The following is a 20,409-nucleotide window of genomic DNA, read 5'->3' on the forward strand; positions in this document are numbered from 1 at the left end:
TTTCAATTAGTATGGCGTTTGTTTACTAATGTTTTTCTCTTCTTGTTACATATCCTTTCTCATAAATAAAAAGAAGAATCTTCATTAGACTCTTCTTTTTGCGATACATCATTATCTATTTATATTAATACCAGGCATTTTCTTCAATATAAAATTGATACTCTTCTGCTTCTTCTTCATTTAACTTTTTATCGTTTAAATAAATTTCTTTCCATTCAAATCTCTGTTTATCTAAATACACAGCGAACTTAACCTTTACATCCTTTTTTTCCTCATAATCATAACCAGTAAATTCTACTATATCAAAACGTCCTTCTTTTTTTACATACGTCCATTTTGGATCATCAGTAAAAACTTCCAATGTAATCCCTTCATCACTTAAACGAACTACATCTTTTATATTCGGTTCCGTCGGTAAATACGATAACCCGTAACCAGCTGCACCAAATACTACAAATAATAACGCATTTAATCCAAGCATAATCCCAACATGAGTGCCACCCTTTGTTTGGAAGTAATAATTGTGTTGTGCATCAGATAACTCTTTTGCCTTATGTAAAACACGAACTGTATGCTTGTAATATAAACGATTCCCTTGCCATCCAGTAAATAGCATAGTTCCGAAATAAACAATAAAATCGATCCACATCGGGATATCTATAAAAACAGAGGTAATTAAAGTAGGAACTCCTACTAATGCAATAATAATAAATAATTTATACATTTTGCGATAAGCTAACCACAATAATGGGAAGAAAAAGGCTATCCAGTTCCAACTATTTCCCTTCTCGGGATCTTTTGCTTTCCCCCACTTAAAGTCGTAATATGCAGTATTATTTCTCACAACTTTATGTAACTCTTTAGGAGCTATCGCTTCCTGTAAAACAGTGTCCTTCACGTACATCATCCTTCTCTTATTTCTATATAACTTTATTGTATATCTATAAAAAGAAGGAATCTAACAAAAAATAGTTATATTTCATAAAAATGAACAAAAACCGAATACATTCCGACAATTATCCATTCTATATTCCATTTTACTATTAAATATATTAGAATACTCATATATAAGACATTTAATACACTATGTTAAACATCTTGTATATTCGCAAAAAAGGATGTATCAAAATCATTTTGACACACCCTTCTCCTATTAAACTACTATTGTAATATGACCAAACCTAAAATCTCGACTTAAGAGACTTCACAAATTAGCTCTCTACTATTTCAAACATATTTCCACTTACACAACTATCCCACATTACCCTTCACTTTCTCAATAACATCTTCTATACGCTTAGCTATACATTCTGGCTCCCAATCTCCCTCACCATGCATAGCTGTATAAACCGGATAATTCTCATCATTACTATCTACAAAGATCGGGTCTCCGAGATAGGAATCTATCCCAATTACAATCCATCCCTCTTTCCAATCTCCCTCTTCATTTCCGACTAAGCTTTGCCCTTCCTCATCAAAGCTATAACCAAGTTGTCCTTCTTCTATTTCTTCACTATTAAATAATTCGATTGTCATAGGTTCAAATTCACACTCTAACTCAATTTCATTATCCTCAGCGCGATCTACATGTGCTAAAAGTTGTTTAATTTTATTGTGGTTAATCATAATATCTTCCCCCTCTATTGCGCAATATTTTAATTAACTATAATATACAAAACAGCCAGTTTGGAGACGATTTCTATATAGACATAGGTGTTCATCCTATCGGTCTCCCCCAGCTTATAACGAACCATTTACAAATAAGAGAAAACATTTCAATATTCGATTGTATTCTACAAACAAGAATAGATCTTATAAACATCAAAAAGAACAGTCTATTGCATAATGTTTCACATGAAACTATCCATATTTTAGATTATCTTTCGACTTCTCATTCCTTGCAAAGTACTTTTTCATTATATAAAAATAGTAAAAGCATCCTTTATATGAAGGATGCTTTTACTATTCACCTACCACTTCCTCCTACACTCTTCAATCAAACACAGCAAATACCTCTTCGTCATATCAGCCCTCCTCCAAATAGAGAGCTTGCGCTTTCCCTTTGGATTATTTCGCATTCGCTCTACCTCTTTTAATAAAGGCTCCCATTCTTTCGCTGAACGTTCTAATAAGTATTGCAATCCTCTATCTTTTGAAACAATTGTTTTATGTTCTAACGTATATAAAATACGTCCCATCGTAACGACAGCTGATTCTACCCATTCTTCCATGAAAAATAAATAGGGACGCTTCGCTTTTTCAAGCCAGTAATGTTCTACGTTGTATTTCATTGTATTTACTACATCGTCCCACTTTATTTGAAAGGAAAGGTCTTCTACTTCTTTCCCTCTAACTGTAATACCTTGATTTTTCAATGTCCACCATGTGACCGCGTTAATATCCCAATGACCAATATCAGCCTTACCATCTGAACAATACACGTACTCATTTATTTCATGATTGTATTTCCCTAAGTCAGCAAGCGGAATATACATACCGTCCATTCTTTTACCTAACGTACTTTTACTAATTTTTTTATGCAGTTCTATAATTTGTTGTTTTTCAGCTTCATTCACGGAATCACTTATTACCGTAACAAAGTCAACATCGCTCGTTTCTATATGAAATGCTCCTAACGCGATTGATCCGTAAATATATACCCCGACTATTTTTTCATCCGAAAAAATTCCTTTTAATTTTACTATGTACTGCTCCATTAATTGCTTTACTTCTTCTGGTAAAACTTGTTTTATTCCATTCTCCACATCTATCCCTCCATTAAAAAAAGCCTTTGCAAATTCGCAAAGGCTTCCTGCTTTATAAATATTTCTCGATTTCTTCGTAAACATCCTTCAAACGAGGATTTCCTTCTCCAACAATTTCTCCATTTACAAGAACGACCGGATAAAATAGATTTTCTTCCACTACGCGCTCTGCGAATGCTTTTTTATCTTCATCTTCTTGTTCTTGTTGAAAATCAATATACTCGAAATTAAATTTATTTTCTTGTCCTTCATATTTACGACCAATCGCCGCTTGTAACCACTCAAATGTTTCTGTTGAAGATGGCATTCCGACGCAGCTCGCACAAATTACTTTCGTCCCATACACTTGCACATTAACCATTTCTTCTCCCCCACTTCTTGCCCTAACAGTATATTCAGATGTCTTAGTACATAAGCACATCATTTTACAAACTTATTCCATACCCCTATACTGAAAAAACACGTTGTACACACGATATAATATTTTGACAATAAAACAAGAAGAGAAAAAATAGATTTTCCCCTCTATCTTGATTATAATAAAACTGATGAAAGGAGTCGATAAAAATGGAAAACCCACATATGCAAGAACAAGTACTAGAGGTATTAGATAAATTACGTCCATTCTTACTTCGCGATGGCGGAGACGTTGAATTAGTAGACATTGAAGAAGGTATCGTAAAATTACGCCTTATGGGTGCATGCGGAAGCTGCCCAAGTTCTACAATCACACTAAAAGCTGGTATCGAACGCGCATTACTTGAAGAAGTACCAGGCGTTATTGAAGTAGAACAAGTATTTTAATTTAAAAGCGGCGGTGGCTCGTTCAAAGCTACTTCTAAGAAAAGAGACCAAATTTGGTCTCTTTTTTTGTACGCAAAAAAGACATACTCCCCTACACTATTAACATCATAAAACAAAATTGGAAATCCTTCTCAAAAAATGCGATAATTAATATATAGTGAATCGTTCACACATATACAGCGAAAAACATAGGGGGGACGACGTATGCCAAAAATAGGGAGTACTTTTGTAACAATTCAAGAATTAGAGCAGAAAAAAGAATATTTATTAAGTCTTTCACCCGTTATACCGACATGGAATACGAGCTATCAATTTTTATTTAAAGAAATACAACAAGAATTATTAAAAAAGGTAAATGAAAAAATTGAAAGACACCACATTATTTTAACTATATGTACAGATCAAAAAGTAGGAGCATAGCTTCTTATTATATAAAGATAGACACGGTTATCTGTTGTGGTATAAAAAAAAGACCTCAATTGGTCTCTTTTTTATACGTTTAAGACAGCCAATCTAATTTCCTAATGCCTAACTTCTCAACAGGTAAACGAAATGACTCGTAAAAATGATTCATAAATTGCTCAGTGTGCTTCACATCATGTAAAATGATTTCTAAACGGGCTCTATATATGCCTTTTTGTTCTTCGTTTCCTGTTTGATAATATCGTTCAATCGTTTCAAAGTAGTGAAGCGGGAACAGAAGCCTTGCGAATAATAAGCGCCAGCCAAATGAAGAGAGCGAATAATTACGTTCATAATCTGTAATGAATTGAACTACCGTTTGCTCCCAATCTTTCTTTTTTTCTATCATCATATAGCGAATACATTCTGCTATATCTCTACTTGGGTGATCATATACCCAATCAAAAGGAAGTTTTAAACGCTTCGTTTGCTGCCATAATAAAGGTGTAAATCGTTCTTGGCAAATTGTTGCTGCGTCAGTTATTTGTGGTGTATCGTCCATTTCTGTATCGACAACATATTGAATTGCATTTTCTGCAACTCCTAAGTAATACGGGAAGGATTCAATAAACAATTGATCGAATACGTCTGAAGGATGGTTCATCACTTGCGATTGCCAAAACCTTTCTAATTGGTCGAGCCTTTTTTCCCATAATGCTTTCCATTCACCAATGCGGCTTAATTGCTCAACTTCTTCTGGAAAGAATGCGCCACGTTTATGGAATATAGAAAGCTCACTTCCTAATGATGTAGCATGTCGCTCTAACATACGCATACCTTTTAATAAGCAGTAATTTTTTTCTTCTATCTCACTTACATAGTAGCCGTGTATAGTCGGAACGAAAGTCGAAACAGTTATATCCCCTTGCTGGTTCATATAATCACTGAGCTTTTTCATCTCTACAAGTACTTCTTCCTCCATTTCTCCAATTGGAACAAGTACATAAATTTTGTTGCGAATCCAAAAGCTTTTATAGGGGCCAAGGGGGATTAATTCTTTAACATGCATGTGATAATGCTCATAAATATGCTGAATCATCGCAGTCGCCACCTATGGTTTTTCTTTATATATATGAGCTTGTGCTCGCCTTTCATTCCTATGCACATGATAAAGCAACGAAACGTATACAAATACTAAAAAGAAAAAAAGGTGATAAACATGAAAGACTCAAATCAACTACAAGAAAGAGCATTACAACTATTACAAGAGCGCGGTGTAACAATTGACGATATTGCTGATCTTGTTCATTTTCTTCAAAAGAAATACCATGCAAATTTAGAGATGTCAGAATGTCGCTATAACGTTGAGCGTGTACTATCAAAACGAGAAGTACAAAACGCTCTTATTACAGGCATTGAACTTGATGTCCTTGCTGAAAAAGGAATGTTAAGTCAGCCGTTACAAGATATCGTAAAACGCGATGAAGGACTATATGGAATTGATGAAGTCATCGCACTTTCAATCGTTAACGTGTACGGGTCAATTGGCTTCACGAACTTTGGATATATCGATAAATTAAAACCAGGTATTTTAGAATACTTAAATGATAAATCAACTGGAAAGGTGCATACATTCCTTGATGATATCGTTGGCGGAATCGCTGCCGCTGCTTCAAGTCGTTTAGCACACCGTGCTGAGCATTCAGAGTAACGTATCTAGGCCGTCAGTTTCACACTGACGGCCTTTCATATTCCATAAGCATGAACTCTCTTCCACGGCTCAAAAAAAGAGGTCCTACTTGAAATCCAATGTTTTTATACAGCCTAATCGCTCTCTTATTGAATGTCGCTACACTCAGTCGAAACATTTTCGAATTCAATTCCTCAGTAGCAAATGCTATTCCCGCTTGAAAAAATATTTCCCCCATCCCTTTCCCTGTTAACTCCGGCTTCATTCCAAGCCCAATATCTACTACATCTTCTCCCCTATATAAATTAGCATCTCTTCCCCCTGGCACTTGCGCATTTTCTCCAAAACAAAAATAGCCGATGAATTCTCCATTCTCATCACAACAACCGTAATACGTCCCATCTAATAGCTCTTCTATTACTTCAGCCTCTCCTGAAAAACTATATAAATTGTACGGTTCCTCATACGTCCACATATTTATTTCATTCGCTTCTTCCTCTGTTAATTTATGTATTTTCATTCCTCTCGCTCCTCATCAAATATTCTATATATATTTACTCATTCATTTTTCACATTCAATTTCCCTCTAATTACAATATGCATAATTGCATGCGCGCACCCATTTAAAAAATGCTACAATTTATTCGAATCGCTGTTGCTACACTTCTTGATTAAAGAAAAGACGTTAAAACGGAAATTAGCGTCTTATCAAACTCAAGCAATTGACACATTTTGTCATCATGAAAGACACTCGAAAGAGTGTCTTTTTTTTCTATACCTGAGAAGGACCTGCTCATTTACAAAATAAATGCATAAATTAATATAACTCTTAAACGTATTATTCCCTTTCTATACGTTGCAGCGTTCGTTGCGACAGATTCGGATAATAAAAAGCACTCCAGCCAGAGTGCTTTACTTTCAAATAAGGAGGTTACATATATGGATAGTACTCTTTTATTTAACTTCGGCATTGGTATTGTCATCATTTTATTTGTCTTCTTTGTTCTTTGTATGAGCGGGGTATGAATACAAAAAACACACATCACTTTACATGTAATTAAAAGTTGAAAAACTTTTTTTTGCTAATAAACACTTTATATATTTGTATTTCTTGATTATTATATTAATTATATCCATTTTTTAGGATGAAACTATATTTATTAAATTAAAATAGTATAAAGCATGAAACAGAGGTGATATTTTGAAGCTGGGTGAAAGAATACGACAAATTCGAATACATCGTGAAATGACACAAGGGGAACTAGTAAAGGGTATATGTTCTATTACATATTTAAGCAGAATTGAAAATGGTCAAATAAAGGCCTCTCAATCTTTCCTGCAAAAAGTCGCAAAAAAACTTGATATAGATATAAACCACCTTATCAAAGTAAATATGCATAGTGCAGAAGAGACAATATCTAATATTACGGATTGCTACAAAGAGACGAAAGAATTAGCCGAAAACGAAGTTTCTATTTTGGAACTACACGCACGTGAAATGCATCCAACTTCTATACTTTTAAAAATTTTTGGTGTCTTAGTTCATTATTATGTCCGCTCTGAATCAATTAAAAAAGCTCAAACAATTTACAATCATTCTACAAATTTAATACCAAGTCGTCCAAATAATCAATTTACTTCCGACTTTTTATATTATTACATAGCATGCGGAAATTATTTTTACTATATACAAGATTTCCTTAAGGCAAATGAACATTATGTACAGGCTGATAAATTATTGACTTCTGAAGAAACTCTACAACGCGCCGACCTATACTACAATATGAGCTTAGTAAAACAACGTATTATTAATAGTCAATCTGTCAGCTTAGCATATTCAAAAAAAGCATATAACATTTATCAAAAATTGAATATCCCTTCAAGAATAACAGAAACCCTTATAACAATATGCGTTCAATATCATTTAGACGGAAACTACGAAGAATCATTAAAATATTTAAAAAGAGCTGAGGAATACATAAAACCTCTCAATGACCCCAATCTATTAGCGATGGTTGAATATAATTATGGAAGAGTATTCCAAGGGCTAAAAGAATACGAAAAAGCTATTCAACATTTTAATAATACACTTGAGATTAATGAAAGCTTACATCAACATATGGATAAAATATATGCTTTGCGAAGTCTCATTGAAATTTATTTAGAATTAAAAGAATGGGAGCAAGTAGATAAATATATGTCAACCGCTCTACAGATTGTTGAAACTTATGATATTTCCTCAATACAAGTTGAAATTTATATGTACAAAGCACAAATACTTAAGACTCGTGGCGACTACTATAGTTACGAAAAAGAAATGCAAAATACAATTCAGTTAGGTATAGAGAAAAACCAATATGTTCGTACAAAACAACTGGCTACCGAATTGGGAGATTATTATTACGACATTAGGGCATATAAACAATCTGCTAAATATTATAAAACGGCTTTAAATTGTTGCATTGATATAAAATAACTCTATTAACTTATGTTGTAAAATAAGAGCTATTTTTCATGTAAATAATGCACTTAAATTTAACTAATTTTTACTTATTCTTTTTAACTACCCCTTTGATTTATATTTTAATTAACAAAACAACTCAAAGGGGTAGAGAAAATGTTAAAAATTAAAGCTTGTATCATGTTTTTATTGATTGGATTACTTTGTATTAGCTCATACAATTTTTCAAATCACTCAACAACAACACATACAAAAACACTTCATTTAGCAGAACTACAACCAAAGCCTCATTCTCCCGCTGTCCCAACTGAAATTTCAAAACCTCATACAATTTAACATCTATACTTCAACAGACCTCCTTATAATAAAGGAGGTCTTATTTTGTTTTAAATTATGAATTTAAAATAAAAAAACTTACTTGATTTATAAAAATCAAGTAAGTTTTTTTATTAATCCTCCAGTATGTTTGAATAACGGGATACGATTTATTGCTTTTGCATATATACCAGAATCATCATGTATCTCATTAACTTTATTTATCGTAATCCACCCGTAGTAATACGCCCAAATCCCAATTTCCACACGATGATGAATATTCCACTTTTCTTTAATAGATGCTATAATTTCGCCAACTCGTCTTCGGCTAATATACAATGTTTTAGCAATATCTTTATCCTTCATACCTTTAGATACCAGAATAGCTACCTCTTTTTCTTTTTCACTTAATATTGTACTCATCATTCATTCTCCTCTTATCATATTATTTATTTATAATCCATTGATATAAAAAAATTGCTGATAAATTATACTGGTACAACCCAGACTCTTGTATAGTATTCTCTTCAAAATCACATGTTAATTCACCATGAATATTTAACAATTCATTCATTCTATGAATCATATACATAAGCTCTTCTTCTATTCTCATATCTATATCTTCCGGACTAACATGTACTAGATTATTTAACTGTACGACGTAACCAATCGCTAATGAAGCGCTATAATTTTTTTCTCCCTCTAAATTTTTAACGTCATCAATACGAACCAGTTGCTCCCCCTCAAAGTCAACGATATATACTCCAGGTTCATTTACATTCGTAACAGTTAAGGAATCTAAAATCACAATTGTAGGAACTACTAACGTTTTTTGAAAATCTATCTTTTTGAAAACCCCATATAGTAATTGAACCAATACATTAATATGAATATTAAATTTACTTTCCAACTTCACTACACTTAGATCTTCATTAGTTTTTAAAATGTTATACGATATTCCACACTTTCTTTTTTGAGAGAATTGTTCTATTCCAATAATTTTCGGAACAATTTCTTTTATACGTACCTTTATTTCTTTCTTTTCCATTATTTTTTCACCCCTGCCATTCATGTTCTAACTTTAATTTATAGCTTTTTGTTGGTTAATTAATAGAAGTTAAATACAATAAAAAAAATACAAATAAATTAAAGATTTACAGACCAAATTTAACTAAGGATATACTGTATTTAGTAATATTTCCTCTTCACTTCTAATCACGCGAACTTATGGTTTACATATTTGTAAAAAATAAAAAAGACCGTATTTGAAATACGGTCTAAACAAAATATTATTAACTCATTTTATGCAGATAATTCTTTTAACGTATCGCTTAATTTAAATTGACGAAGTTGGAATGCTGCAATGCTTGCTGCACCTGATCCAAGTAAAATACTTGCAATAGCAAGGAAAATAATTTGATCATACGGAACAATAAAGGCAGTTAATTCTAGGCCTGATAAAACAATATAACTAAAAATTAGCCCCCCTCCAATTCCAATAACTCCTGCTATAGCTCCAAGTAGCGTTCCTTCCAACCATACAATTCTTCTCATTTGCTTCGGTATCGCACCTACTGCACGAATCATACTAATTTCAGCACGTCTTTCATGTAGACTTGCTACAATTGCATTCATTAAACCTATTCCTGAGATAACAAAAATAATACCTACTAATAAGCGAATTAAAGTAACCATTTGTGATAACAATTGTTGTTGTTCTTGTAAAAGATCGTTACTATTGATTACTTCTACATTGTCTCTTCCACTTGTAATGCTCTTTACTTCTTCTTTTATTTTCTCAAAAGGAACCTTTGAATCAGTCATTACTTGAATAGATTCATATCCTTTTAGATTAAATTCGCTCTGAGCCCATTGTTCATTTACAAATACATATGATCCCTTTAAGCGTAAATCCTTTTCAATAATCGAAACAATTTTTATCTGCTGTACTTGTTTTCCCTTTGCTTGTATAGAAATTGTCTCATTCAGCTTAATTCCTAAATTTTTAGCAGTTTCTTTTGTGACAACGCCTTCTCCATTTTTTAATGGAGTACTTAATTCTCTTCCAGATACAACATTCATTTTCGTGATTTTTTGGAATGCTACAATATCTACTCCTGCAACTTCCATTAATTCATAATCAAGTTTACGAGTTTTCATAAACTCATACCACTCTTGATTTGCCTTTTTAAAGTTATAATCAATTAACTTAGATGTAGAATCTGGAGCTATTCCTACGCTTTCTCTTATACCGTTAACTTTTTGAACTTTAGATAACCAGCTGAAAGGTAATGATTCTGTTTCCTGTACTTCAACAGGAACACGGATTACTAAATCTGCCGGCAAATTCTTCTCTAGTCCTTGTTTCATGCCTTCATACATGGAATTCACGTACATTGTCCCTACAAGAGATAGCATAAATCCAAATGCCAATATTGCAACTGAAACAGCAGCTTTTTGACGATAACGTACTACATTTCGGCTACTAATGGCCGTTTCAACACGAAATATAGCTTGAAACGGTTTAGAAACAATTGGAGTAAGTAAGCGAATAAATAAAGGTATTGTAAACAATAAGCCAATTGCAAAAAAGATTGCTCCAATTGCACTAGGATTAAACCCTATATATTTTTCAATAAACGATCCACCCAGACCAATTAACGTACCAATGAATAAAATACAAACACTAATTATACTCCATCTTCTTTCCTTCTTTTGATCACTTGGAAGTCCAGGTCTTAATGCTTGAACTGGTGGAATCTTTCTTACCATAAACGCCGGAATGATTGCTCCTACTACTGACATAATCATTCCTAGGACAAAGGTAATAAGTAAAAGTGTTCCTGAAATAGCAAATACTTCGTTCCCTGTACTTTCTGCATTCACCCATTGATTTATAAAGGAAGCGGTAATTTGATGCGTAGAAGCACCTAAAATTACCCCTGCCAAAGAACCAATACCACCGATAAACAATGCTTCTAATAGTACAACCATAATAACTTGGTTCGGATTACTACCAAGCGCTCGTAAAAGTGCCCATTGCTTAAACCTGCTACGAACGGATAAGAAAAAGCTTCCCATAATTAAAAGTGCTACAACGAATAATGCAATTCCACCAAGACTAAATATTAATGGTTTCATGACGTTTAATCGTTCAAATGCTTTATCTACATATGTACGTTGATCAATTTTCACATCTTCTAGCTTCTTATTTAAGTCAGAAGCTATTATCCCTTTTACACTCGGATCAAACACTTTTATTTGAACAAGATTGAACTTTCCATTTAACTGCAATTCATCTTGTAGCCAACGAATAGGGAAATAAGCACTATGTCCCATCGCTGCCATCGCTGGAGGATTTAATATCCCAACAACTTTAACTGATTTTTCACCATGTGGAGGAAAGGGTAACTTTATTTCCTCTCCTACCTTTATATGTTCCCGCTCAGCATATCCTTTTGTAATAGCAACTTCTGCTCCTTGTTCTGGATATCTTCCTTCTGCCAATTTATAAGAAAGCATGTCCGGAGAATCTTTTTCAACTCCCCAATACGATGGTTTTCCAGTAAGCTCTTGCTGGTTTGGCATTGGATACGGAATTAATATTTTTGATATTTTTTCAGCATTTTCTAAACTATCGATTTTTTTTAGTTCTCCATCATTTAAGTATGCATCATTTTTCACATACCCAAATTGCATATCATAATCACCATAACGGCTTACTACTTGTTGATGAACTGTTTGCTCTACAGATTGATTTCCAAGCAATAGCATAGTTGCCAACATAACACCTAGAGCCGCTCCAAGCGCAATTAACATATTTCTTAACCAATTTTGTTTAATTGATTTCGCTGCATACTTAATTGCCCAATGCATCGTCCCTACCTCCTACCTTAAAGTGCGTATTCATAATTTCTTGAATACGAGCAACTTGTTGAGAGATATTACGGAATTTCCACCCCTTACTTTCTGCATGCTCATAAATGATCTGACCATCTAATAAGAAAATCACCTTATCTGCATGAGCAGCAACAAATGGATCATGTGTAACAACAACAGCGGTTTGCCCTAACTCATCACAAGCATTTCGCAAAGCAGCAATAATATTTTTGCTATTTTCAGAATCCAATGCCCCTGTTGGCTCATCGGCTAATATAATAGCTGGCTCATTCGCAAAAGCTCTTGCAATTGCAATACGTTGCTGCTGACCACCTGATAGCTGAGACGGAAGATATTTTTCTTTTCCCTTTAAACCGACAATCTCAAGTAAACGCTTTGCTGTAACTGTTGCTTTTTTCTGAGATACATTATCTAATAATAGTGGTAAACCAACATTTTCTTCCGCATTAAAAACTGGAATTAAATTAAACTGTTGAAAAATAAATCCAATTTTATGTCTCCGGAATAAAGCAAGTTCCTTTTCTTTTAATGATGATATTTCTGTATTTTCTATCCGAATGTTACCCTTAGTCGGTAGATCTAATCCTCCGAGTAACTGTAACAATGTCGTTTTACCAGATCCACTTGCTCCCATAATACATACAAAGTCGCCTTTTTGAATCTGACAATCTATTCCTTTTAAAACTTTTGTTTCACTATCACCAAGGTCAAATGATTTTTCTAGTCCTTCAATCTCAATAATGTTCATATCATATACCCCTTCGTCTTAAATTTTTTCTCTCTCTACTAACAATATACATTTTTAAATAATAAGAATATATGAATTAAATACTTTCTCAACTTTATACAGAAAATTTTTAACCATGCAACTTTTTAGGTTGCTTATTTTCTAATCTATAAAACCATAATTCTAAAGTTGCAATTGTCCACAAATAGTCAACATTATTCGTTTCTCCTTGTCTCCATAGGTGAAGATCTTTTTTGAATCCCTCATGATCAACCAATCCGAGATCAGCTAAATATCCTTTACTATATGCTTTAGCCATTTCTGGCCATTCACGTTGTAAACCAGAATAAATTACAGAGTAGTGAGCTGTTTTATCAATTCGCTTTCGAATTGGTTCTGGCAGTATTTCCTTCATAGCATTTTTTAATATTAATTTTTTAATAGATCCTTGTAATTTTTGCTCCATTGGTATAGCAATTAAGAATTCTACTAATTCTCTATCAAGAAACGGATGTCTTGCCTCCATTCCTAGTGGAGCTGCGATATATTGATCGATAAAAGGAGTAATATTCGTTGTAATCTGATTTTCTTGTTTTCCTCTTGCAAGTCTTCCCCGTGCAATCCCCTTACCCGTCATAGCATCTTGAATATCTTTCGCTAGCCAAGGACTAGCATTCATCTGTACTTTTTTGAATAATGGATGAATTCCATATTGAAGAAGATTTTTAAAGAATGGTTCTTCCCTCAAATAGGCTAATTGTTTTACATCTCTAATTGCCTTCCCCCATTTGAAATTCCAAATATAATCGGAAATTACCAAGTTACTTCCAGAAAGTACTTCATCTCCCCCAGCTCCAGTTAACATTATATTTGCATTTGCTTCCTTCGCTTTCGTATATAAACTTTCTTGTACTCCAAAAGTAGATGCATTTACAAATGGCTCCGCTGTAGATGGCGCATCATATGGGAAGTTTTTAAAACTCCACAAATCATCTGCTACAATTTCATGTGAGCGAACATTGTATTTTTGGTTTATTAATTCAATGTATTTCCTTTCATCATCTGAGGCGTATTTATCAAAAACAAGGGATACAGGGAAAAATTCTGCTTTGTTATTTTTTTCGTTTAGTAACTGTCCAGCTGAAAAGATACTAGTTGAATCTAGTCCACCACTCATAGCAACTGATACTGGTGAGTTCGATCGCATACAATCTTTCACAGCTTGGAAAAAGATTTCACGAAAACGTTCTTCATAACTTTTAGGGTCGGAATATTCAATGTTTTTAACTTGCTCAATATCCCAATATTTCTTTACTTCTAAACGCCCCTCCTGCAGGATTAAAATATGTGCTGCTGGCAGTCTCTTAACTCCCTCATACGGAGTCTTGTCTGTTCTAACAAATCCTTGTTCTGTAATGTATTCAATAAAATATTCTCTGTCCCATTTCAATGAATGATTTGTACCATATATGAGTCCTTCTAACATGCTAGAAAACTCTAGGTCTTTACCATTCCATTTATAAAACAATGGTCTAAACCCTAAATAATCTCGACCACAAAGTAATCTTTTTACATTGGCATCCCATATAGCAAAGGAAAACTCTCCATAAATATATTTTGGAAAGTCGATTCCCCATTTTCTATAAGCCTTCCATAACAACTCAACATCTGTTTCTTGAATGGAAGAATGCATACCACTTTGATTAAATTCATTAACTAATCGTTCTCTACGATCTAGTCTTACATCAGCCATAATCGTTATTCCCTCTTTAGAAAAAGGTTGCCGTTCTCTCATTGATTCGGTTGTTAAATTAAGTGCATTAAAACCAAAACCAATTTGTTCTTCTACATATACTTGTACGTAGTCATTCCCTCTCGTTAAGTTTTCATTTATCATACGCAATACTATAGACCGATCTGGGATGAGATTCTCTTTATAATACACACCAGTAATTCCGCTCATTTTTGGCCTCCTATTCTTAATACCTCAATATAAGATTCTTTTACAGTCTGTATATCATTTACAACTGATCCATCATGTTCTAACCAAGCGTGTGAGCCAAAAGGAAATTTTTTCACTCCTATTACTAATTCGGCAGGGAGTCCCCATTTACGTACTAACTTAAAGCCAATTAAGGAGCGATGTAAACACTGAGCATTTCCGAAAAACCAAAAGCATACTTTATCAATTTTGTTTAATACTCGTGTTAGCTTCTCTTTATCCATGTTCCCTTCTTGATTTAATTGCCCATATTTCGAACCGTATAATTCAGTTATATAACCAAACTCATATTTTTTAAGATAATAATTTACTAATAACGTTTCATAAATAATCCGAATATATTTCATCATTTTTGATCACCTTGATAGACTAATGATTTTTCTTCTAATTTACTTAAAAAGCTACCAATATCATTTTTTACAATGTCTAGCTGCGAGCTATCTATTTGATAATTATTTTTTACTAATTCAATAATCTCATCCGCATTTAACTTATTCTCAATTTGTCTCCAAACAAAAGATCCCATTTCATCGAGTCCAAAATATGTGCCTACTTTCGTATCTAATAATACTGCCTCTCCATCTACTTCAGTAAAAACCACACTATCTTTCTTCACATATGTTATATTCATTCTTTTTCCTCCTCATTATCCTACTTTTATAGTATGTCTCTCGGTTTGACTGTTATAAAGTGCTTTAAATTTCCCTTCTATTTGCATCAATGTATCAAAATTGCCTTGCTCGTATATTGTTCCTTGATCTAGTAAAAAGATATTATCGCATTCCGTAATCGTTGAAAGACGATGTGCAATAATGATAGCCGTTCTATCTTTTAAAATATTAAAAATTGCCTTCTTCACTGCATTTTCTGAAAAGGCATCTAATGAAGCTGTAACCTCATCCAAGATGACAATCCTACTATCCTTTAAAAAGATCCTCGCTATCGCTATTCTTTGCTTTTGTCCCGTTGATAGTCTAAACCCCTTCTCCCCAACGATTGTGTCGTACTGATCTTCCATTTCCATAATAGCGTCATGGATATATGCCTTTTTAGCAGCATTCATAATTTCCTCTTCTGTTACATCTCCACATCCATAAGCAATATTATCTCGAATAGACATATGGAATAAGAATGGTTCTTGTGGTACATAGCTTATTAAACTGGTAAAAGTTTCCCTATCAAAATTTTTAATATTAACTCCATCAATAAGAATTTCACCCGCAGTAGGCTCACATAACCTACTCATCAAATTAGCTATAGTCGTTTTGCCTCCACCACTTTCTCCAACAAGTGCAATTTTTTGACCAGCCTGTATTTGAAACGACATATTATTTAAAACTTTAGATTGTTCATCATAGCGAAAATCTACATTATCAAATTGAACTTCACCTTTTATCTCTTTTCCTTCATATCCTTTTTCCGGAAACTTTATTTCATCTTCACTATCTCTAAATTCTAACAACCGCTTTAATGCTTTCATAAAAACAGGTATTCTTGTCCATACACCTGCCAATGTTTGTGTTAGATCTGATAATTGCACTAAGTAAGTAGAAAATGCCACTACCGTTCCAATACTAATTTCTCCTTTTGTAACCTCTGTACTAGCTACCCAAAATACTGCTATAGGTGCAAATACAGCCAGAAAGCTAGTCAATGCTCCCATTCCTTCCATAAGAGTTGAGCTAAAAATGTTATATTTCGAGATAGATGTAATAATTTTTTTAAAATGATTTCGTTCTGTCTCTTGTGTTCCAAGTGTTTTTATTAAAAAAATCCCATTCATATTCATTGTTTCTTGAATTTTAGAAATAGATTCCGCTCTGTAATTCCATGATTTAACATTTATAGGTACTGTCCAACGAGCGAAAAATGGACTGGGTAATAAAATTAAGGGAACAAATAACAATGCTGTAAATGTTAATCTAGGACTGAGCATAAACATCGTAAATAATGTTGTACCTAGTAAAAATATTTTCGAAGCAAATTGGGTTGTAATTGTCGATAAATGTGAATTCACTTCTCCCGGCTCTTGTAAAACACGCTGCAAAACTTGACCGCTCTTATTACTAATGAAGAAATTCATTGATTTATCCATCACTCGGTTATACATTTCTAACTGCAAAATATTAGATGTTTTCTCTGATAAAGAACTTGAGAAGTACCGTAATAAGAGATTCGCGATTCCAAATAAAAGTGGTAATACCGCAAAAGCCATTAAAAGTACCGTAAAAGAGTATTCGCTATTTCCTTGCAAACCATGATCGATTATCTCTTTTAAAACGAGCGGTGATAGCGGCCCAAGCAAACTCGTAACTCCAATACAGAGCAAGACGATTAAAGCCGTTTTCCATTCCTTAGAAATTGTTTTCGCAATCCATTTCACTGCGTAAATATCTTCATTCTGAATTTTCATTCTTTTAAACATATACGTCTCTCCTTAAACGAGATAAGTGTTAGGAAACAAAACTAGAATACCAAACATCACAAACATCGCAACATTTCGAGATACATGTTTCATCGTGATTTTTTCCGCTGAATGAAGACCAAAACATCCACAACCATTCGGTTGTACTTGATTAACCTTGATCGCCATTAGCAAGGCAAAACAAAATTGCATACATGCACCAATTAAAGCAGCAGTAAAAATGTTAGATCCACCGATAAAAAGTCCTACTACTACCGCGACCTCAATAGCTGGTACTATTACTGTTATAAAAGGAATCATAAACTTTGGAAATACTTTATAATCTTCAATAATTACTTTAAATGCATACACATCCTTCAATTTTCCAATCGAGCTTCTAAAATAAACAATAGCCCCTATTAAACTCAACAAACGAATCGCATATTGCAAACTAATACTTAAAGATTCTTCCATTCTTTTTTCACCTCTTTAATAAAAGATTCATATTGCTCTAAATCTGTTTTTTGTATCTCTTGCATCGGATCGAAGTTCTTCACACTATTTCCATCATGAAATACAAGTAATGCAGGAACATCAGAATGTGATACGTAACTTTGTTGTGAACGAGAATCAATTGCTACAAATGGTAATCCCGCCTTCTCTACAATGTTTTTAACCTTTGCAAAAATTTGCATACACGAAGTACACTTAAATGAATCAATAATAAAAACTACCATTTTTTCTCCAGAATCAATTCTTAATTTCGTTTTTTCATACTCTTCCAATTGGTTTACAACTTTTTGATATTTAAAATATTTATTCCCTAAAAGAATTGCAACAACTAAGAAAACTACTCCAACAGGTATAGCATTCATACTTGCTATACTATCTGTAAATTCATGCAACACTATGATCACCACCTAAATTCCCAAATTTTATTGTTTGAATCACTTGATCACACACTTCATTTAAATATGAAAACTCTTTTGGATATTCAAGACTGTATACTGGTATTTCTTTAAATATGGAAGAAGAAAAAATGTTCATATACTGGATTGTCGTTTCTGAATTAATAATTCCTAAAGTAAATGTATTAGCAAGTATATGAATCAGCTTCTCATGTCCTTGTAATTGCTTTACTTTAATATCACCAACAGAATCGTTATGCGGTTTGAGTAAAAATAATCCTTTTAATTTTTTTGTATCTTTACATACGTTAGTTTCCCCTAATGAATACACTTGTTTCGTTGCCCCTTCAGCGAGTGAATCTTCATTAATGAATGTTTGTTGTGAGGCTATCGAAATAGAACTTTCATCCAATTTTAAAGCTGCATAACCTGGATGAACTAAAACTACATCTTTTCCTATAGAAAGAGGCATCACATCATCTGTAAAGAATTGCATTCCTTTCTCCATTAGAGCAATTTGAATTGTTGATTTCCCAACTCCTGGACCAGCCATAAACCCCCAGGCCCCTTCTTCATGAGTTATTCCACTAGCATGTATAGGAACAATCCCTCTAACTTGTAATATGTAAGGTAAAACAATTCCAACAAAACAAGCTGCTATATCTTGTTCTGAACTACAATAGGTAAATCGTATAAAGTTTACACTCTTACCATTTGCTAAGATTTCATATTTACCAGTTAAACAATTTACATACGTATGTTTACTATGGTGCTCTTGATTAACATAGTCATCAAACTCTTTAAATGGTAAATCTAATACCTTTTCTTTATCAATCTTAAAGAATAGATCAATCTCCTTTTCTTCCTCTAAATTAATATGATTGATTACTCCTACAGGTAATGCAACTTCACTAGCAATTTTCAAGCCATAAAATCGATAATGGAACAAAGCTTTTCCTCCTAACTACACTGTTTATTAATCAATATTTTTCCTGTTTGTTTGTCATCATTAATGGACAATATATATAAGGTCTAGGACGATTTAATTTACTTATAAGATGATACTCTTCAGCAAATTTAATATCTCCTATCAAAATATCTGATGTATTTTCAAGTCTCTTATTTGAAGGTTTCATATAATTATTCAATTTCACTGTCCTCCCAAAATGTAATAGTTCAGAAAAAACTTATCCACATTTTAAATCCATAAGATAATAGGATAACAACAGGGCTAATTTTCTAATTTTAATTTTTAAAGAACCTATTGTTATCCCATTTACCTTTAATACACTAGATTAGCAATCGCCCGCTTCCCCTTTATATGCATCTACACATTTTCCACCTTGCATTCTGTATGACCAGTTGCGTAAGTATACTTCACAACCCCAGCCTCCACAGCCTTTTACAATATCTGATGCATTCCCAAACTCTACTACCTCTGGTGCCACATATTTCTTTTTCATTTTCATTACCTCCGTTTTTTGTTTTTTCCGATTTCACTCTTCACTTTAAATTAGCAGTCGCCCGCTTCCCCTTTATATGCATCTACACATTTTCCACCTTGCATTCTGTATGACCAGTTGCGTAAGTATACTTCACAACCCCAGCCTCCACAGCCTTTTACAATATCTGATGCATTCCCAAACTCTACTACTTCTGGCGCTACATATTTCTTTTTCATTTTCATTACCTCCGTTTTTTGTTTTTTCCGATTTCACTTTTTTACTTTAAATTAGCAGTCGCCCGCTTCTCCTTTATATGCATCTACACATTTTCCACCTTGCATTCTGTATGACCAGTTGCGTAAGTATACTTCACAACCCCAGCCTCCACAGCCTTTTACAATATCTGATGCATTCCCAAACTCTACTACCTCTGGCGCTACATATTTCTTTTTCATTTTCATTACCTCCGTTTTTTGTTTTTTCCGATTTCACTCTTCACTTTAAATTAGCAGTCGCCCGCTTCCCCTTTATATGCATCTACACATTTTCCACCTTGCATTCTGTATGACCAGTTGCGTAAGTATAC

Annotated in this window: 26 protein-coding genes and 1 pseudogene; 6 read left to right on the plus strand and 21 right to left on the minus strand. The window is 33.4% G+C overall.

Annotation, left to right across the window (positions count from 1 at the left end; translation table 11 throughout):
• Nucleotides 1–124: 124 nt before the first annotated feature.
• Together AC1DS7_RS25430 and AC1DS7_RS25435 are read right to left on the minus strand one after the other, a co-directional pair.
• A complete protein-coding gene (locus tag AC1DS7_RS25430; protein WP_002166528.1) occupies nt 125–898 on the minus strand; it encodes a DUF2628 domain-containing protein in 774 nt (257 codons plus the stop codon).
• A 353-nt stretch (nt 899–1,251) separates the two neighbouring features.
• Nucleotides 1,252–1,626, minus strand: coding sequence for a hypothetical protein (locus AC1DS7_RS25435; RefSeq protein WP_002089336.1), 375 nt, complete (start codon nt 1,624–1,626; stop codon nt 1,252–1,254).
• A 41-nt stretch (nt 1,627–1,667) separates the two neighbouring features.
• Between AC1DS7_RS25435 and AC1DS7_RS25440 the strand changes: the two are divergent.
• Nucleotides 1,668–1,928, plus strand: a pseudogene (locus AC1DS7_RS25440) (DUF4304 domain-containing protein); the annotation flags it as partial.
• 42 nt (nt 1,929–1,970) lie between these two features.
• On the opposite strand, the gene AC1DS7_RS25445 reads toward AC1DS7_RS25440, so the two are convergent.
• Nucleotides 1,971–2,765: a nucleotidyltransferase domain-containing protein gene (locus tag AC1DS7_RS25445; protein ID WP_215588575.1), complete on the minus strand. Its 795-nt coding sequence runs from the start codon at nt 2,763–2,765 to the stop codon at nt 1,971–1,973.
• A gap of 52 nt (nt 2,766–2,817) precedes the next feature.
• Nucleotides 2,818–3,126 carry a YuzD family protein gene (locus AC1DS7_RS25450; protein WP_476999287.1) on the minus strand — a complete coding sequence of 103 codons (309 nt, stop codon included), beginning with the start codon at nt 3,124–3,126 and terminating at the stop codon, nt 2,818–2,820.
• A gap of 206 nt (nt 3,127–3,332) precedes the next feature.
• On the opposite strand from AC1DS7_RS25450, the gene AC1DS7_RS25455 reads away from it, so the two are divergent.
• Together AC1DS7_RS25455 and AC1DS7_RS25460 are read left to right on the plus strand one after the other, a co-directional pair.
• On the plus strand, nt 3,333–3,569 hold the full coding sequence (locus AC1DS7_RS25455; protein WP_000431159.1) for a NifU family protein: 237 nt from the start codon (nt 3,333–3,335) through the stop codon (nt 3,567–3,569).
• Between the two features lie 204 nt (nt 3,570–3,773).
• Nucleotides 3,774–3,989 carry a hypothetical protein gene (locus AC1DS7_RS25460; RefSeq protein WP_002068096.1) on the plus strand — a complete coding sequence of 72 codons (216 nt, stop codon included), beginning with the start codon at nt 3,774–3,776 and terminating at the stop codon, nt 3,987–3,989.
• 79 nt (nt 3,990–4,068) lie between these two features.
• On the opposite strand, the gene yutH is transcribed toward AC1DS7_RS25460, so the two are convergent.
• Nucleotides 4,069–5,070, minus strand: coding sequence for a spore coat putative kinase YutH (gene yutH / locus AC1DS7_RS25465; RefSeq protein WP_215588576.1), 1,002 nt, complete (start codon nt 5,068–5,070; stop codon nt 4,069–4,071).
• 120 nt (nt 5,071–5,190) lie between these two features.
• Between yutH and AC1DS7_RS25470 the strand changes: the two genes are divergently transcribed.
• Nucleotides 5,191–5,682: a phosphatidylglycerophosphatase A family protein gene (locus AC1DS7_RS25470; RefSeq protein WP_002015902.1), complete on the plus strand. Its 492-nt coding sequence runs from the start codon at nt 5,191–5,193 to the stop codon at nt 5,680–5,682.
• A gap of 19 nt (nt 5,683–5,701) precedes the next feature.
• On the opposite strand, the gene AC1DS7_RS25475 is transcribed toward AC1DS7_RS25470, so the two are convergent.
• Nucleotides 5,702–6,181, minus strand: a complete 480-nt coding sequence (locus AC1DS7_RS25475; RefSeq protein ID WP_016102214.1) for a GNAT family N-acetyltransferase — start codon at nt 6,179–6,181, stop codon at nt 5,702–5,704.
• 681 nt (nt 6,182–6,862) lie between these two features.
• Here AC1DS7_RS25475 and AC1DS7_RS25480 point away from each other — a divergent pair.
• Both AC1DS7_RS25480 and AC1DS7_RS25485 read left to right on the plus strand, forming a co-directional pair.
• On the plus strand, nt 6,863–8,137 hold the full coding sequence (locus AC1DS7_RS25480) for a helix-turn-helix domain-containing protein (RefSeq protein WP_215588577.1): 1,275 nt from the start codon (nt 6,863–6,865) through the stop codon (nt 8,135–8,137).
• Between the two features lie 141 nt (nt 8,138–8,278).
• Nucleotides 8,279–8,458 (plus strand): hypothetical protein, encoded by a 180-nt coding sequence (locus AC1DS7_RS25485; protein ID WP_071737381.1) that lies wholly within the window; start codon nt 8,279–8,281, stop codon nt 8,456–8,458.
• Nucleotides 8,459–8,554: 96 nt separating this feature from the next.
• Here AC1DS7_RS25485 and AC1DS7_RS25490 read toward each other — a convergent pair whose 3' ends face one another.
• The 15 genes from AC1DS7_RS25490 to AC1DS7_RS25560 all read right to left on the minus strand — a co-directional run bounded on the left by AC1DS7_RS25490 (nt 8,555) and on the right by AC1DS7_RS25560 (nt 20,278).
• Entirely contained in the window at nt 8,555–8,860 is a 306-nt protein-coding gene (locus AC1DS7_RS25490; RefSeq protein ID WP_215588578.1) for a response regulator transcription factor, read from the minus strand.
• A 22-nt stretch (nt 8,861–8,882) separates the two neighbouring features.
• Complete coding sequence (locus tag AC1DS7_RS25495; RefSeq protein ID WP_215588579.1) at nt 8,883–9,485, minus strand: hypothetical protein; 603 nt, start codon at nt 9,483–9,485, stop codon at nt 8,883–8,885.
• 254 nt (nt 9,486–9,739) lie between these two features.
• Nucleotides 9,740–12,313: an FtsX-like permease family protein gene (locus tag AC1DS7_RS25500; protein WP_215588580.1), complete on the minus strand. Its 2,574-nt coding sequence runs from the start codon at nt 12,311–12,313 to the stop codon at nt 9,740–9,742.
• The gene (locus AC1DS7_RS25505; protein ID WP_215588581.1) at nt 12,297–13,085 is read right to left on the minus strand and encodes an ABC transporter ATP-binding protein; all 789 of its coding nucleotides are present in this window, start codon (nt 13,083–13,085) and stop codon (nt 12,297–12,299) included. Before AC1DS7_RS25505 ends, AC1DS7_RS25500 begins: the two co-directional genes overlap by 17 nt.
• 109 nt (nt 13,086–13,194) lie before the next feature.
• A complete protein-coding gene (locus AC1DS7_RS25510; protein WP_215588582.1) occupies nt 13,195–15,027 on the minus strand; it encodes an asparagine synthetase B family protein in 1,833 nt (610 codons plus the stop codon).
• On the minus strand, nt 15,024–15,416 hold the full coding sequence (locus AC1DS7_RS25515) for a lasso peptide biosynthesis B2 protein (RefSeq protein ID WP_215588583.1): 393 nt from the start codon (nt 15,414–15,416) through the stop codon (nt 15,024–15,026). Before AC1DS7_RS25515 ends, AC1DS7_RS25510 begins: the two co-directional genes overlap by 4 nt.
• Entirely contained in the window at nt 15,413–15,697 is a 285-nt protein-coding gene (locus AC1DS7_RS25520) for a PqqD family protein (RefSeq protein WP_215588584.1), read from the minus strand. Before AC1DS7_RS25520 ends, AC1DS7_RS25515 begins: the two co-directional genes overlap by 4 nt.
• 15 nt (nt 15,698–15,712) lie before the next feature.
• Nucleotides 15,713–17,491, minus strand: a complete 1,779-nt coding sequence (locus AC1DS7_RS25525) for an ABC transporter ATP-binding protein (RefSeq protein WP_215588585.1) — start codon at nt 17,489–17,491, stop codon at nt 15,713–15,715.
• Nucleotides 17,492–17,503: 12 nt separating this feature from the next.
• Nucleotides 17,504–17,944: a MauE/DoxX family redox-associated membrane protein gene (locus tag AC1DS7_RS25530; RefSeq protein ID WP_215574093.1), complete on the minus strand. Its 441-nt coding sequence runs from the start codon at nt 17,942–17,944 to the stop codon at nt 17,504–17,506.
• Nucleotides 17,929–18,378 carry a hypothetical protein gene (locus AC1DS7_RS25535; protein ID WP_215588586.1) on the minus strand — a complete coding sequence of 150 codons (450 nt, stop codon included), beginning with the start codon at nt 18,376–18,378 and terminating at the stop codon, nt 17,929–17,931. The genes AC1DS7_RS25530 and AC1DS7_RS25535 overlap by 16 nt, the downstream gene beginning before the upstream one ends.
• Entirely contained in the window at nt 18,368–19,327 is a 960-nt protein-coding gene (locus tag AC1DS7_RS25540) for a hypothetical protein (protein WP_215588587.1), read from the minus strand. The genes AC1DS7_RS25535 and AC1DS7_RS25540 overlap by 11 nt, the downstream gene beginning before the upstream one ends.
• A 31-nt stretch (nt 19,328–19,358) precedes the next feature.
• The gene (locus AC1DS7_RS25545; protein ID WP_215588588.1) at nt 19,359–19,526 is read right to left on the minus strand and encodes a hypothetical protein; all 168 of its coding nucleotides are present in this window, start codon (nt 19,524–19,526) and stop codon (nt 19,359–19,361) included.
• Between the two features lie 147 nt (nt 19,527–19,673).
• On the minus strand, nt 19,674–19,841 hold the full coding sequence (locus tag AC1DS7_RS25550) for a hypothetical protein (protein ID WP_162875963.1): 168 nt from the start codon (nt 19,839–19,841) through the stop codon (nt 19,674–19,676).
• Nucleotides 19,842–19,891: 50 nt separating this feature from the next.
• Complete coding sequence (locus tag AC1DS7_RS25555) at nt 19,892–20,059, minus strand: hypothetical protein (RefSeq protein ID WP_162875963.1); 168 nt, start codon at nt 20,057–20,059, stop codon at nt 19,892–19,894.
• Between the two features lie 51 nt (nt 20,060–20,110).
• A complete protein-coding gene (locus AC1DS7_RS25560; protein ID WP_162875963.1) occupies nt 20,111–20,278 on the minus strand; it encodes a hypothetical protein in 168 nt (55 codons plus the stop codon).
• Between the last annotated feature and the right edge of the window lie 131 nt (nt 20,279–20,409).

The organism is Bacillus sp. P4_E1 (assembly GCF_056401715.1).